Below are 15,614 nucleotides of genomic sequence, written 5' to 3'. Positions count from 1 at the left end.
GGTCAATCAAATACTTAACTCTATGAAAGCCTTACTTCTTTCTGCCGTGCTTAGCCTCACGCTGAGTGTGTCAGCTATGTATTTTTTTAGCTCGTCTTCAGGTCAGCAACAACTGCTCTCATATATCGGTCTTTCGGATGATGTCTCGCCCTCTCGAGGAGAACGTCCACGCCGTAACCCTGATGCCAATAACCGTCCAGCAAGGAGCGAATAGCCACCATGGCAATCTTACGATTCACATTGAAGTGTGTTCTATGGAGCATCACATTAGGCAGCCCTATTTTTGCGGGTTGGTGGCTCTATCAAGACAGTCAAAGCGCTTCGGTTAGCTGGTTAACGGATACTGTAAAAACGGGCTCTATTGAAATCACCGTACCTGCCACGGGGACGTTAGAGCCGTCAAACTATGTTGATGTCGGCGCGCAAGTCTCAGGTCAAATTAAAACCCTGTATGTCAGCGAAGGCGATGTGGTGAAAAAAGGTCAACTGTTAGCTGAGATAGACGCAACCGTATTTGAGACCGAAGTTAAGAGAAGTCGTGCCAGCCTATTAAGCCAGAAAGCACAACGAGATCAATTGGTCGCGCAATTAGAGTTGGCTGAAAGCCAGCTTGAACGAGATCGTCGTCTGAATGCTCGTGGTGCTGTGAGCGATGATTCTTTAAAACAAAGTGAAACAGACATCGTCGTACAGCGCGCCAAACTTGCCGCCACAGAAGCCGAGTTACAAGTCGATGAAGCCGCATTAGAGCAAGACCTTATTACGTTATCTTATAGCCAAATCTATGCCCCGATGGATGGCACCATCACCAGTGTTGAAGTGCGCGTAGGGCAAACTCTGAATGCCAGCCAAAGTGCCCCAACCTTGATGACTATTTCTGATTTGTCCCATATGACATTGCGTGCCAATGTTTCCGAGGCCGATATCCAACGCCTGTCTCCAGACATGCCAGTGCGTTTTTCCACTCTGGGTAATCCGAATGACTTCTTCTATTCCTCTCTGGGAAAGGTACTTCCAACACCCTTAGTGAATAATGACGTCGTGCTTTATCAAGTTTTAATCAAGGTTGATAACGAAGCAGGTCATTTGATGGATGGCATGAGTACCCAGGTCTTCTTTATTGAGGCTCAAGCCAAAGACGTGTTGACCATTCCTCTAGCTGCCATCTCTGAGCGCCCCCGCGGTGCCGTTGCTTACATTCCAGGACCAGAAAGCGGTTCACGTACAACAACTCCGGTGAAAGTTGGCCTAAAAAACCGCACCCAAGTGGAAGTCATAAGCGGACTAAATCTTAACGATACGGTTATTGTTGGTCGAGAAAATGGTGCCAGTGGTGAAAACAGTATCAATTTGATGGGGTCTTCAAGCAACCGCCCACCAATGGGAGGGCATCGTGGATTCTAAACGTCCGCTGCTGTCGATTGAACAAGTGAGCCGCCATTATCGCAATGGCGACTCACTGATCAGTGCGTTAGACGGTGTTTCTCTCACCGTACACGAAGGTGAATTTGTTGCCATCATGGGGCAATCAGGGTCGGGGAAATCCACCTTGATGAATATTATTGGCTGCTTGGATCAACCCAGCGAAGGACGTTATCTGATTAATGGCCATGATGTTAATAAACTTAACACCAATCAACTTGCGGCGCTGCGCCTTAAAACCTTTGGTTTCGTTTTCCAACGCTATCAGTTGTTACCAACACTGAATGCTCAAGAGAACGTCGCCCTACCGGCACTGTACGCGAATACAGCAAAAGAGCAGCGCCTACAAAAGGCCATGGAGTTGCTACAGAAGCTTGGCTTAGAAGGACGTGAGCACCACAAGCCAAGTGAGTTATCGGGCGGCCAACAACAGCGTGTTTCCATTGCTCGGGCATTGATTAATGGCGCTGAAGTAATTTTGGCCGACGAGCCTACTGGCGCGCTGGACTCGAAAAGCAGTGAACAAGTACTGGCCTTGCTGAGTGAATTGAATGATCAAGGAGTCACAGTCATTCTGATCACTCACGATGCAGACGTCGCGGCCAAAGCTAAGCGTCAGGTGCATATTCAAGATGGTAAGATCCTGTCCGACAGTGATGTTTCAAACACTGATCCGGTGAGCGAAAACCCTGAAACGATGCAAGAGCTGCCCTCCATTGGCATTGATGAAGCCATCAACATTTCGTTTAAAGCGCTGCGGGCGAATTGGTTTCGTACTCTGCTCACCCTACTCGGGGTGGTGATTGGTGTCGCCGCGGTGGTGGCCATGATGGCCATCGGTGAAGGTGGCAAACAGCAAGTGATACAGCGTATCCAGTCGATGGGCACCAACCTACTACTGGTTCGTCCAGGCGGTGCCAATATGCGCAACACAGGAGACATTGCCACATTAACCGAGTATGACGCTGAAGCACTCAGTACCCTTGAGCATATAGAGTTCGTGGCCCCCGAACGTGAAAGTCGCTCGACGATTCGTTACCGCAGCCAAGACTATCGTGGCAAGATCATGGCCACGACACCGAATTATATTGACGTAAAAGAATGGTCTTTATCGCAAGGGGTCATGTTCGACCAACAAGACATGCTCAATAAGGCCCCTGTGATTGTTATTGGCGATACCATTGCCACGTCTTTGTTTCCTGATGAAAGCCCGATCGGCCAATACGTGATGATGAAGAGCGCCTTGTACCAAGTGATTGGTGTGCTCAGCACCCAAGGCGCCACCGCAAGTGGTGTCAACAACGATGAAATGGTGCTGATACCTCTATCTACCGGCCTGTCGCGAGTGTTTGCTGGTCAGTACCTAAATGGCCTGACTGTTAAGGTGGATGACACGGACAATTTGGACAGCGTCGAAGAAGCCATTCGTGCGCTCTTGATCCAACGCCACGGTACAGAAGACTTTCAAGTATTGAACACAGCGTCATTGATCGAAGCCGTTTCCGAAACCCAAAACACCATGACTTGGTTGCTCGGTTCCATTGCCGCCATTTCACTGCTCGTCGGTGGTATCGGCGTGATGAACATTATGCTGGTGAGTGTTTCCGAGCGACGCCGAGAAATCGGCTTGCGTATGGCTACGGGTGCCAAACCAAAAGACATCTTACGCCAGTTTAATATCGAAGCATTGGTGGTGTGCTGCAGTGGTGGCTTACTGGGCATCGCAATTGGCCTCAGTGCCGCCTTAGCCATGTCCAGCTTTAACCTTGCGATCGCTCTGTCTTGGCACCCGCCTGCGCTAGCGTTTGCTTCAGCGTTCTTTGTCGGTTTGATTTTCGGACACGCGCCAGCCCGCAAAGCTTCTAAGCTCAACCCTATTGACGCACTCGCGGAGGAATAATGAAGTATCTAATCACCGGTTGTGCCGCGCTATTATTATCCGGCTGCGCCAGTCAATATCAGTATGAAGCGCCTTCCGTGACGGCAGAAAGCATGCCGACGTATGCCCTTGCAGAATTTTCAGCCAACCAATGGTTAAGCTTTGGTTCTCCTGATCTGGAAGCCTTACTTAAGACTGCATTTTCCCATAACTGGACCATCGCGGTGGCAGCTGAACGGGTACGTTTAGCTCGATTGGCAATCGAGACAGAAGAAGCCAACCAAGGCGTTTCAACGACGGCCACACTTACTGCTGGCTCAACACAAAGCGCCAACACCAATGATCTGAGTAACTTCACTAGCTCAGATGCATCATCTCTGTCCTTTAGTGCGAAGTACGAATGGGATTTATGGGGTAAATTACAGGCGCAAATGGATCAAACACTGCTGTCAGCGCAATCTTCCCAGTGGAATTTTGAATCCGCTAGACTGACGGTAACAGCCAGTATCGTTAAACAGTACATCGCCTATTTGTCTTTAAAAGAGCGCATGACTCTGGCTCAGAAAAATCTAGTGTCAGCGCAAGAAAGCTATGAGCTTTATTTAGCCCAACATGAGGAAGGTTTAGTTTCACGCATTGATCTGATTGATCAACAAGAGACAATACTTAACTTGGAAGAGAAAATTGAAACGTTGCAACTCGACCAGCAAGATCAAGAGCGAGCGCTAGCCCTGCTAACAGGACAACCATACTGGCAAGAGCTTGATCCGAATTTTCGTTTGCTGGACTTAACCGTGCCCGATATTGCGCTTAACCAACCAGCTGAGTTGATTCGTCAACGCCCTGATTTGAAAGAGGCTGAAGCATCTGTCAAAGCCGCCTTTTTAAGCAAAGTTGAGACAGAGCTAGATCGTTGGCCAAACCTTTCGATTAGTCTTAGCTTGCGTCCCTCAGACCTTTACGACCTTGCGGAACAATGGACCTTAACCCTAGCGGAGTCCATTAGCTTGGCGCTGTATGATAATGGTGATAACAAACGAGCCTTAAAAAAGGCGGAAATCAACGAGGCGATTGCACGCATCAATTATCAGAATACCGTGGTATCTGCGTTACATGAGGTACTAGACACATTAAGCGCTTATCAACAAAGCCGTATTGGCTATCGCTATGCGCAAATCTCCCACCAGAATCAAATTGTGAAAACCCAACTCACGGAGTATGAATGGGAAGAAGGTGTACGTGACAAGTCTGATCTTATTAGCGCACAACGCAGCTTGTTCAGCACTGAAGAATCCTTAGTGACCGCCAAACAAAGTATGCTCAACAGCATTGTCGCTTTATATCAAGCGAACGGTACAGCGCCTAATTTCTAACCTCTTTTAACCTCTTTCCCCTATCTACTTGATCAGCCGGTAAGTGTTCGCATTTATCGGCTTTTTTATGCACAAACGCCACACAGTATGACTCTGATATGGCATTTTCGACATATACAACGCCCTGAATTGCAGCATTTATGATGACCTGTTGCAATTATTGAAACAGTGCGTCCCAAATATAATAATGATAACGGTTCGCATTAGCATTTAATTTTACTGCCCTCTATGAGAATATAACGCCGACTTTACTGATCTTTACATTTTTTGACGCAGGGAGACCCCATTCTTATGAAACCCACTTTGGTCGCATTGGCTGTAGCACTAGCTTCAAGCGCCCTACACGCCGATAATAAACTGGACACTCTAACGATTGAGGGACAGACAGAGCTTCAAACAACGGACAAAGCACGCGTGAGTGAAGCTCAAGGCGCTACCACCATCACAAGTGAAGACCTTGTTGAAGCACAAGCCTCTAACCTAGCCGATGCATTGCAAAACAATGCCTCAGTTCAAGTTGACGAAGTGGGCGGTTCACGTGGTAGTGAAATCACTATCCGAGGCCAATCAGGTAATGCGGTGAGCGTTCGTGTCGAAGGTGCGCCGAATAACCGTAGTCAAATCATGCACAAAGGCAGTAACGATCGTGACACTATTTGGTTAAACATGGACATGTATGAGTCTGTGACGGTCATCCCTGGTGCTGCCGCAAACACCTACGGTAACGGCTCAACAGGCGGTGTGGTTCTATTAGAAACTAAAGACCCTGAATCGATTATACGCGACGGCCGTGATTGGGGTGCGAACCTACGTTACACCCATGAGACAAATGGTGAAGCCAATGGTATCAGCGCTGACGTAGCGAAGCAGTTCAGCGATAAATTCTCTGCTAACGCGACCATATCTGCCAAAGATACCGACGCTTACGAAGATGCGAATGGCTATGAAACTAGTAACGGTAGCACCGGCTCCGAGGATTTAAGCTATTTGTTAAAGGGTGTGTTTACCCCTGACGAAGCGCAGCGTTTGGAAGCCAGCGTGCTTCAAAACAATATGGATTACTCAGATTTTGATGATGATGGTACAGAAACGAAAAAAGAAGTTCGCGATCAAACCTTGTCAGCACAATACACCTTTAACCCGAAAGATAACGACTTGGTTGATCTAAAAGTACGTGTGTCTCATGCTGAAAGCGATCAAGACTCGGATTATGGTACAGGGGATTGGGAAAATATTGGCGGCGTTACCACAACCTACGCAGAAATTGAGAACACCAGTGTTTTATTCCCTACGCAAAATACCATGCATGTCATTCGCTACGGTCTAGACTACACTTTTGATGATGTCCGCATGGCATACGATGATGAAAATGGCTTGCCTAAGCGAGTTGAGCGTACGTCACTTGGTGCTTATCTTTCTGATACTCTGCATTTGGGCGATGATTTAGAACTTTCAGGCAGTCTGCGATATGACCAGTACGATGCAAAGTTCAAAGGAGATTCCTTCGAAGGTGAAGATTCCATTAACTCTAAATTGTCTGCTTTGTGGAAACCGTTCGAAAACACGTCTGCTCATGGTCTAGGCTTTACTGCATTAGTTGGCTCTGGTTACCGAGCTCCAGCGGTGTATGAAATTTATGGCAAAAGCTTCCCTGAAGTACCTTTCTCCGGAACCGATGCTGACGGTGACGGCGTATACGAAACCGGCAACACCTCTGGGTGTATGGATGGACACGGTAACTGGTGTGTGATTCCAAATGAAGACCTGACAGGTGAGACATCATTAGATACAGAAGTCGGCCTAACCTTCGAACGCATGGGCGTTTGGCAAGCTCAAGACCGTGTTAATGCCAGCGTCAGCTACATCCATACGGATCTAAAGGATAAGATCTACAATGATACACTGGGTACTTTGGACAGTAGCCTCGGCACGTACAACGGCAGCGTCTACAACGTTCGTCAATTTGTGAACAAAGATGAAGCAGCAGTTTTTGGTTGGGAACTGGCAGCAGGTTACGACAGCCCGCTTGTCTTTGCTAACTTCACACTACAAGACATGAATGGTTATGTGGTCGAAGACGATGGCTCAAAAACCAAAGACACGAGCTTAGTGCCACGTAGTGTCAGTGTTACACTAGGTACCTACTTTAACGATCAAAAAGGCCGAGTAGGGGTGGATACCAAATATCGTAAAGGACGCAGCTACTTCGGTGGCCGCAATGGTACTACGGAGTACACTTACAAAGGCTACACCGTTTACGATGTTTTCGCCTCTTACCAGTTTAGCGACAACTTGAGCGCGCAACTTCGCGTGGACAACGTGACCGATGAACTGTACAGCAAAAGCCAAACTTCTGAAGACACCGATACAGGGGCGGATACAACATCCTACCAACCTGGTCGTAATTTCAAGCTAGGCGTTAATTACCGTTTCTAATCCCCTTTAGATACAAACGCTTTCTTTCTGTTTGGGCAGCCTTTTGGCTGCTCTTTTTTTGTCTTAAAAAAACACTTCTTGAATGTAAATATAGGTAAATACAAATGAGAAACAATGTTATTTGAAAATATAATATGACGACTTTGTTACGGCACAATGACATGCTTTATGTATCAGACTTATCGCACTATCAAGCCCTACCTATTTTCTGCATTTGTTGCCATCATTGCAGCGGGTGCTTTCGCTATACACCAGGCAACTGAAACACAATCTGCCAATCACTTATTTATCAGTGAGGTATCGTTTGCTAATAACGATAAGCAAGACTGGGTTGAACTCTATAACCCAAGCCTAAACAGCGTTTCTCTAAAAGGCTATCACCTAAGTGATGACATAGAGGATCCTGAGCGTTTTCGTATTCCGTTTGATGTTATCGTTCCGGCACACGGCACAACACTTTTATATGGTGCAAAAGCCAAAAACCTTCCGCTTGATGCGATTAAGCTGAATTTCAGTCTCAGTAACGGTGAAAGCGTTATTCTGACAAGTCCAAGCGGTAAAACTCAATTGGACCGCATCACCCTAGTCGCACCGACTGCTTATAAAGGACAGTTTTCCATCGGCCACAACCTCAAGGATTCTGAAGTGGTCGAAATTTCCTATCAGCCCACTCCAGGACACCTTGGAGGGGTGACGGCCCGATGAGTAATACGCTAAAAGTTCAGCGCCATGAGGTGAAGTATTACATCAGCTACGCGGATTACGAATACGCGCGTCGCCTGCTCACCACGCTAATGCAGCGAGACCCTCATCAAAAAGACGAACGCGGCTATTTCATTCGTAGTCTCTACTTTGACGATGATTATGACACCAGCGTTGAGGAAAAACTGGACGGCATTGAACACCGCGATAAATACCGTTTACGCACCTACGACCCGACGTTCGATTGGGTCAAGTTAGAACGTAAGCGCAAACACAATCAATTTGTCAACAAAAGCTCTGTGCGCTTGAGCAAGGCTGAAGCCCTGCAAATGATTGATGGCGATGTGGACTTTTTACTGGAAAAAGACAGCCAAAGCGCGCGCTCTATCTACTTCGACCTCAAGCGTAAATTTATTCGTCCGAAAGTGATTGTCGACTATGACCGAGAAGTCTACATGCTCGACTACAACGAAATTCGCGTCACGTTTGATAAAAACATCCGTGTAAATACCAGCGATCTAGACCTATTTAACCCGGACCTTGAAACCCACACTTTACAGCGCCCAGACACCATCATCATGGAGGTCAAGTTCAATACTTGTTTGCCCTCTTGGTTCCCTACTCTGCTGAAATTTGATGGCACCACCGCCATGGCGATTAGTAAATATTGCCAAGGTCGAATGCATATGCGTGAGTTTTACGGCGACTAATTTATCCCTTTATTTCTTTAATCTTTTAACTACTAACTCTTGAAGCAATACGAATATCATGGACTCAACTAACCTAAGCCAAATACTTAATAACAGCTTGCTCTTCTCGGAAAACACCATGAGTATGCTGCAAATCCTACTGTCATTGTCGATCACCTTCTTGATGGCAATGTTCATCTACTTTATCTACAAACGCACCTACAACGGTGTACTGTACTCGCAAAACTTCAACATCACCTTGGTGATGACGGCTATTGCGATCAACGCCATCGTCATCGGTATCAGTGGCAATTTAATGCTGTCTTTAGGCATGGTCGGCGCATTATCGATCATCCGTTTTCGTACAGCCGTCAAAGACCCTCGCGATACGGCCTTTATCTTCTGGTCCATCATGGTGGGGATCGCCAATGGCGTGGCCTATTACGAGTTGTCATTTATTGCGAGCATTTTCATTGCCATCGTACTTTGGGGGCTGTCACGTTCGGTGACCTTCGAGCCTGCTTACATGCTCATTATTAAATACCCACGCAGCAGCGATTGGGCTCCCGTACAAACTATTTTAGATGACCGCAAACTGGTCAACAGCTACCTAACCCGCTCTGACACGCTAAAAGGCGACGTGGTCGAACGCGTTACCGAAGTCAAGATTAAGCGTGGACAGCAAGAACCTCTTCTTACTCAGCTGCGCTCATGCACGAGCATCAACAGCTGTGTTCTTCTTTCAAGTAACGGCGAATTTACGGAATAATATGATGAAACAGCTATCTCGACGTTGGGCGATCACGCCTCTATATGCAGCCTTGTTCGCAGCCAGCACTCAGGTCTCTGCGACCAACAATGCCATTGAACTGAATGTGGCACAGCCACCTTTATCGAACCCAGCCATTTTGGTCAAAGACGGCCGTATCCTTATTACCCGCGGTGGTACTTACCGCCTAACGGGACAAAGTGACAACGGTCAAATCTGGGTCAACACAGGAGACGAGAAAGTTACGTTACAGCTGGATAATATCCAACTGTCCAACGCTTACGGGTCTGTCCTGTACATCGAAGAAGCGGGTGATGTGGATGTTGAGTTGGCACCAAATTCCAACAACCGTTTTGAAGACCATAACCACAGCGCGGAGAAAGAAAGCGAAGCAAAACAAAACGCGCCGATTTACTCTAAAGCTGATCTAAAAATCACCGGCGCACCACAAGCAACTTTAACCGTTGTGGGCCGTTATAAAGACGGAATCGTGAGTAAAGACGATCTTGATATTCGCCGCGCCAACATCAGCATCGAAACCGTAGACGATGGTTTATACGGCCAAGACAGTGTCGATATCCGTGACTCTAAGATCCTGATCAAGGCGGGTGACGACGGTATTAAAGCCGACAACGAAGAGCGTGAAGACAAAGGCTTTATTCACATCGAAGGCAGCGACATTCAGATTTTCGCAAAAGACGATGGCATCAAGGGCGTACGCAAAGTCGACATTTACAGTGGCAACATTCGTGTCGAAGAGTCCTATGAGGGCATTGAAAGCCGTAATATCACGATTCATGGCGGAGACATTTTTGTCAAAGCGGAAGACGATGCAGTAAATATCTCTGATGGCAGTGGTGCGAATGAGCCTAACTTTGGCGAGCGTGTGAAAGGCTTTTTTAAAGGCGGTGAGCGTGGTGAACATCCTGAAGGAGAAATGAGCGAACGCCCTCCTCGCGGCGAACGACCTGAAGGCCAACCTGGTGAACGTCCTCCACATGGCGGTGGTAAAGCCAAAGTAGATGGCATTCTAACCATCTTAGGTGGCCGCACGCATATCCAATCCGGTGGTGACGGCTTTGACTCGAATGGTGACGCCATGATGAGTGGCGGTGAACTGTTTATCGAAGGGCCAACCAGTAATCGTGATGGCTATATTGATGTGGATGGCTTCTTCAAGCTAACAGGTGGTCGTTTATTTGCCATGGGCAGTGCTGGCATGGCACAAGTCCCTTCTGACGACTCTACTCAGCCAGTTATTCAGATCAACTTAGAAAGCACTTATGCAAAAGGGGCCACAGTCACCATCACCCATGCCGAGAGCAATCAGGTGTTTGAACAAGTGATGCCAATGGACTTCCAATCGTTCACTGTTTCTGAGCCTGAATTCACACTGGGTCAAACTTACCAAGTGCAAATTAATGGCGAAGACATCACCACAGTCACACTGGATACCGTCATTACCCGCTTTGGTAACGCTGGACGCGGCAGCCCTCGTGGCGAAAGAGGCGAAAAGAAAGGCTGGTGGTAACGCTTTAGCACGATACACAGCCACCACACTAAAATAGGAGACGTCATGTCTCCTATTTTTACTCTACTTCTAACGCCCGCTTTATCTCAGACCAATCCGCTGCAGCTGGTGACACGGATACAGGCTGCTCTGCTTGGTAAAGCGCAATCATCTGACCCGCAATGGAAACAGCAACTTCCATGGGACGTTTACCTGGAACATCCGCGAGTCCTACAGGACAGGTCATTTTAGCAATATCAGTCTCACTAAACTGTCGATGGGCCAAGCGCTGACGAAAGCGTCGCGCCTTAGTATCAGAGCCAATCACGCCGATGAAGCCCATATCACCACGCTTCAATGCCGTTTCAGTGAGTTCGTAATCCAACTGGTGATTATGGGTCAATACCAACATATAGCTGCCCGATGCAGCCTGTGTGACTTCGCCAACCGGATCGTCGGTTAAGCACTTCTCAACCTGACTCGGAATGTGTTCAGGAAACTGCTCTGCCCTGCTATCAACCCATTTCACACGCACTGGCAATTCACTCAATATCGGAATCAATGCCTTTGCCACGTGCCCTGCACCAAACACTAGGAGAGGCTTAGCCGACGCCGCAAAATGTTCAAACAGCACGGTCACATGCCCACCACAGCACTGCCCTAGGGAGGCGCCCAAAGGGTATTGCTCCAGCGTTTGAGAATCCTGTTCGCCCAATAGTAATTCACGAGCGCGAGCAATGGCTTTGAATTCTAGATGCCCACCACCAATGGTGTCATAGGTCTGCTCTGCGGTGACCACCATTTTACTGCCCGCTTCCCGTGGCGTAGAGCCACGGGTGCCAATAATGGTGACCATAACAAAGGCACAGCCTTGGCGTTGCAAGGCAGCCACCTGCTCTGCCCAACGAATCATACAGCCTCCTTTTGGCCCGCTGCACGAGTGGTCATCACGGCATTCAGTACACGCTCTGGTGTCGCAGGCGTATCCAATGGTGGACTGACGCGATATTCCGCCACAGAAGCAATCGCATCACGCAATGCTGACCAAACAGAGATCGCCAACATAAATGGCGGCTCACCGACGGCTTTGGAGTGATAAACGGTTTCTTCGTCGTTATCACGCTCAAACAAGTCTACGTTAAAACGTTTGGGGGTATCGCTGATTGCAGGGATTTTATAGGTCGCAGGCCCATTACTGGTCAGCACGCCTTTCTCGTTCCACTTCAATTCTTCGGTGGTGAGCCAGCCCATGCCTTGAATAAAGCCCCCTTCAATCTGACCTCGGTCGACGGCTGGGTTTAAGCTGCGCCCCACATCATGCAAGATATCCACCCCCACGACTTTATACTCACCTGTTAATGTGTCCACCACTACTTCGGACACTGCCGCACCGTTAGCAAAGTAGAAGAACGGGCGACCTTTGGCTTGCTCTCTGTCGTACCAGATTTTTGGGGTTTTGTAGTAGCCTGTCGCAGACAAGGAAACGCGGTTTACGTATGCAAATAGCGCTGCTTCGGCAAAACTCATGGACTCAGATTGATTCCCCCAATAAATACGGCCATTAGCAAACTTGACCGTTTCAAGTGCACAGCTTTTTTGCTCGGCGATACATTCAGCGATGCGCTGTTTCAACGTCAGTGCTGCATTCTTCGCTGCTTGGCCGTTTAAGTCCGTACCACTTGAAGCGGCCGTTGGCGAGGTATTAGGAACCTTATCCGTTCGCGTCGCGGTAATTTGGATTTCATTCGGATCGATTGCCAAGGCTTCTGCAACGATCTGAATGATCTTGGTGTGCAAACCTTGTCCCATCTCCGTGCCACCGTGGTTTACTTGGATGCTGCCATCGGTATAAATGTGGATCAGGGCACCGGCTTGGTTCAAGTGTTGTAGAGTAAAGGAAATACCAAACTTCACTGGCGTCAGCGCCAAACCTCGTTTTAAGACACGACTGGTTTTATTCCACTGGGTGATTTCATCGCGACGCTTGCGATAATCACTGGATTGCTCAAGCTGCTCAATCAGCTCTAATAAAACATTGTGCTCCACTGTTTGATGGTATGGCGTCGTATCACGCCCATCAGGACCATACAAATTGAGCTTACGTATATCGAGGGGATCTTTGCCGACTACACGTGCGATATCATCCATGGCCCGCTCAATGATCATCATCCCTTGTGGGCCACCAAAGCCGCGAAACGCGGTATGCGACACGGTATTGGTCATGCATCGATGACCGGCAATACTCACATCTGGCAGATAGTAAGCGTTGTCCGCATGGAACATGGCGCGATCCACGATTGCATCAGACAGATCCGCTGAGTGACCACAGTTACCCGCCACCATGATATCCGCCCCGTGAATCAGGCCTTGCTCATCAAAACCAATATCATAAGTGTTGTAAAACGGATGACGTTTACCGGTCATGCTCATATCATCGACACGAGGTAAACGCAGCTTCACTGGTTTGCCCGTTTTCAAAACCAAAGCCGCCGCCATGCATGCCCAAGCGGCGGCTTGGCTTTCTTTACCGCCAAAACCGCCGCCCATACGACGCATGTCTACGGTGATTCGGTTCACTGGCACAGCCAATACTTCCGCCACCAGCTTTTGCACTTCACTGGGGTGCTGAGTGGAGCTGTACACCAGCATGCCACCATCTTCGGCTGGCACCACTAGCGCCACTTGGCCTTCTAGATAAAAGTGTTCTTGGCCGCCGACATGTTGTTCCGCTTGTAAGCGGTGCGGGGCTTGCTCTAAGGCCTTAGGCGCATCGCCGTGATGCATAAAATGTGAAGGCCGAACAAATTGCTTATGAGTTAGCGCTTCAGTCACCTCTAACAGAGGTGTTTGTGTTTCAAATTCAATCTTGGCTTGCTTTACGGCACGGCGCGCCTGTTGCTCTGTTTCAGCGACAACAACAAAGATGGGCTGGCCTTGGTATTTCACTTCGTCAGACGTCAAAATCGGATCACCACCGAACACCGCACCAATGTCCGTATGACCAGGGATATCTTCTACTAAGAGTGTCTCAACCACCCCTTCGCTAGTTCTTACCGCCGATAAATCCAGTGATGTAATTCGGCCCTTGGCAATGGCACTGTAGCCCACAGCACCGTATAACGTACCCCGTGGCTCCAGCATATCGTCAACATAGATAGCTTCACCCGCCACATGTTTCGGCGCACTTTCATGTTTGCGTGATACGCCCGTTGCGCCGATGGTTTGGGGGGCACTGTTTTGATTTGCGGCCAACTTACGCATACTGCACCACCTCCATGATTTGATTGGAATTTTCTTGTTCTGGATCGTGTTCTAGAACGGCACGCAGCAATAGATTTTGCGCCACTTGTAGGCGATAAGTACCGGTTGCACGCACATCATCAATTGGACTGAAATCTTGGATTAAGGCTTGTTGAGCCGCGACAATTCCTGGTTCGGTAAAGGGCTGACCGATCAAGGCTTTCTCTGCATGTAATGCGCGTGCAGGCGTTGCCGCCATACCGCCAAAACCAAGACGTGCATCGGTGACTACACCATCTTTCAGTGAGATTGAAAACGCCGCACACACGGCTGAGATATCATCATCTAGGCGTTTTGATATTTTATAAACACATAACGTCCGCTCTGACTGCAGTGGAATTTCAATGCTTTCAATAAACCCAGCAGATGGAAGCTTAGTTTGACGATATCCAGTGAAGAACTCACTGATCGGTATCGCCTCTCGTCCGGCAGGACTTCTTAGATGCAATACTGCATCCAACGCCAACAACACGGGTGGCGTATCACCAATCGGCGAGGCATTGGCCACATTGCCACCCAAGGTGCCTTGATTACGTACTTGCAAAGAGCCTAAGCGCTCTAATAACGAAGCAAAGGGAAGGAAATGTTTATGCAATAAAGATTCGGCATCACTATAAGACACCGCAGCACCGATTGTGATGCTGCGTTCCGTTTCTTCAAGTTGCATGAGTTCCGCTACTCGGCCAGTGTAAATAATCACCTCTGGCTGCTGTAGTTGCTGAGTGATCGACAATGAAAAGTCAGTCCCCCCCGCCAATAGCTTTGCCTCAGGATAGTCTGTTAAAGACTGCAATAGCGCATCACTCGACGTTGGAATCAGAAACTGACGGCTGCCATCCAGTAATGAGCCGCTTGGCCGTTGAGCTAAAATCGTCTGTAAACGGGAAATGGTCTGGGCTTCTTTTTCAGAAAAGGCGTCACTGCTCCCCTGTCCTGCCAGACTTAGTGCCGCATCAATAATTGGGCGGTAGCCAGTACAACGACAAAGATTTCCGGCAAGCGCTTGCTCAACATCAGCCCGAGTCGGTTGCAAACAGTTTTTATAAAGAAAGAACATCGACATGATAAAGCCGGGGGTACAAAAGCCACACTGAGAACCGTGTAAATCCACCATGGCTTGCTGTACTGGATGTAACGCCCCTTGCTGTTTTAGATGCTCAACCGTAATCAATTGCTTGCCATGCAAACTACCAAGAAGCGTAATACAGCTATTAATATTACGGTATTGCAGACGTCCTTCAGTAACTTCAGCCAACACCACGGTACAAGCACCACAGTCTCCTGATGCACAACCTTCTTTGGTACCCCGCTGCTCGGCTTTGGTGCGTAAATATTCCAGTACGGTGGTGTGCGGTGCACATTGCTCAATGGACACCATTTGATCGTTCATCAAAAAACGAATCATATCTCTCTACTCCTAATCTCAAACAAAGCCTTCCAACGTGCTTTGATTGCTTAGTGTCTGATTTTTAAGCATTTCCAATGGACAAAAAGCCATCAGGGAAAGCCCCATCAGCACACTTAATTATGCTTT

General features: G+C 48.2%; 11 protein-coding genes. 8 read left to right on the top strand and 3 right to left on the bottom strand.

Annotated features, from left to right (window positions below; genetic code table 11):
* Positions 1 to 219: 219 nt before the first annotated feature.
* The 8 genes from ACXAC1_RS09695 to ACXAC1_RS09660 all read left to right on the top strand — a co-directional run bounded on the left by ACXAC1_RS09695 (position 220) and on the right by ACXAC1_RS09660 (position 10,801).
* On the top strand, positions 220 to 1,404 hold the full coding sequence (locus tag ACXAC1_RS09695) for an efflux RND transporter periplasmic adaptor subunit (protein WP_475061312.1): 1,185 nt from the start codon (positions 220 to 222) through the stop codon (positions 1,402 to 1,404).
* Positions 1,394 to 3,322 (top strand): MacB family efflux pump subunit, encoded by a 1,929-nt coding sequence (locus ACXAC1_RS09690; protein WP_475061310.1) that lies wholly within the window; start codon positions 1,394 to 1,396, stop codon positions 3,320 to 3,322. Before ACXAC1_RS09695 ends, ACXAC1_RS09690 begins: the two co-directional genes overlap by 11 nt.
* Entirely contained in the window at positions 3,322 to 4,674 is a 1,353-nt protein-coding gene (locus tag ACXAC1_RS09685; protein WP_475061308.1) for a TolC family protein, read from the top strand. Before ACXAC1_RS09690 ends, ACXAC1_RS09685 begins: the two co-directional genes overlap by 1 nt.
* A gap of 291 nt (positions 4,675 to 4,965) precedes the next feature.
* Positions 4,966 to 7,110 carry a TonB-dependent receptor domain-containing protein gene (locus tag ACXAC1_RS09680; protein WP_475061306.1) on the top strand — a complete coding sequence of 715 codons (2,145 nt, stop codon included), beginning with the start codon at positions 4,966 to 4,968 and terminating at the stop codon, positions 7,108 to 7,110.
* A 168-nt stretch (positions 7,111 to 7,278) separates the two neighbouring features.
* A complete protein-coding gene (locus tag ACXAC1_RS09675) occupies positions 7,279 to 7,815 on the top strand; it encodes a lamin tail domain-containing protein (protein WP_475061305.1) in 537 nt (178 codons plus the stop codon).
* Positions 7,812 to 8,522: a polyphosphate polymerase domain-containing protein gene (locus tag ACXAC1_RS09670; RefSeq protein WP_475061303.1), complete on the top strand. Its 711-nt coding sequence runs from the start codon at positions 7,812 to 7,814 to the stop codon at positions 8,520 to 8,522. Before ACXAC1_RS09675 ends, ACXAC1_RS09670 begins: the two co-directional genes overlap by 4 nt.
* Positions 8,523 to 8,640: 118 nt before the next feature.
* Positions 8,641 to 9,270: a DUF4956 domain-containing protein gene (locus ACXAC1_RS09665; RefSeq protein ID WP_475061302.1), complete on the top strand. Its 630-nt coding sequence runs from the start codon at positions 8,641 to 8,643 to the stop codon at positions 9,268 to 9,270.
* Between the two features lies 1 nt (position 9,271).
* Positions 9,272 to 10,801 (top strand): carbohydrate-binding domain-containing protein, encoded by a 1,530-nt coding sequence (locus ACXAC1_RS09660; protein WP_475061300.1) that lies wholly within the window; start codon positions 9,272 to 9,274, stop codon positions 10,799 to 10,801.
* Between the two features lie 58 nt (positions 10,802 to 10,859).
* Here the strand turns inward: ACXAC1_RS09660 and xdhC are convergent, their stop codons facing one another.
* The 3 genes from xdhC to xdhA are packed head-to-tail and all read right to left on the bottom strand — an operon-like array spanning position 10,860 to position 15,485.
* Positions 10,860 to 11,693, bottom strand: a complete 834-nt coding sequence (xdhC, locus tag ACXAC1_RS09655; protein ID WP_475061298.1) for a xanthine dehydrogenase accessory protein XdhC — start codon at positions 11,691 to 11,693, stop codon at positions 10,860 to 10,862.
* Positions 11,690 to 14,041, bottom strand: a complete 2,352-nt coding sequence (gene xdhB, locus ACXAC1_RS09650) for a xanthine dehydrogenase molybdopterin binding subunit (protein WP_475061297.1) — start codon at positions 14,039 to 14,041, stop codon at positions 11,690 to 11,692. The genes xdhC and xdhB overlap by 4 nt, the downstream gene beginning before the upstream one ends.
* Positions 14,034 to 15,485, bottom strand: a complete 1,452-nt coding sequence (xdhA, locus tag ACXAC1_RS09645) for a xanthine dehydrogenase small subunit (protein ID WP_475061295.1) — start codon at positions 15,483 to 15,485, stop codon at positions 14,034 to 14,036. The genes xdhB and xdhA overlap by 8 nt, the downstream gene beginning before the upstream one ends.
* Positions 15,486 to 15,614: the final 129 nt, after the last annotated feature.

It is taken from the genome of Marinomonas sp. AWM4_232, from assembly GCF_056158325.1.
Note: the sequence above shows the minus strand (reverse complement) of the source record. Positions and strands in the feature narration are given on the sequence as shown.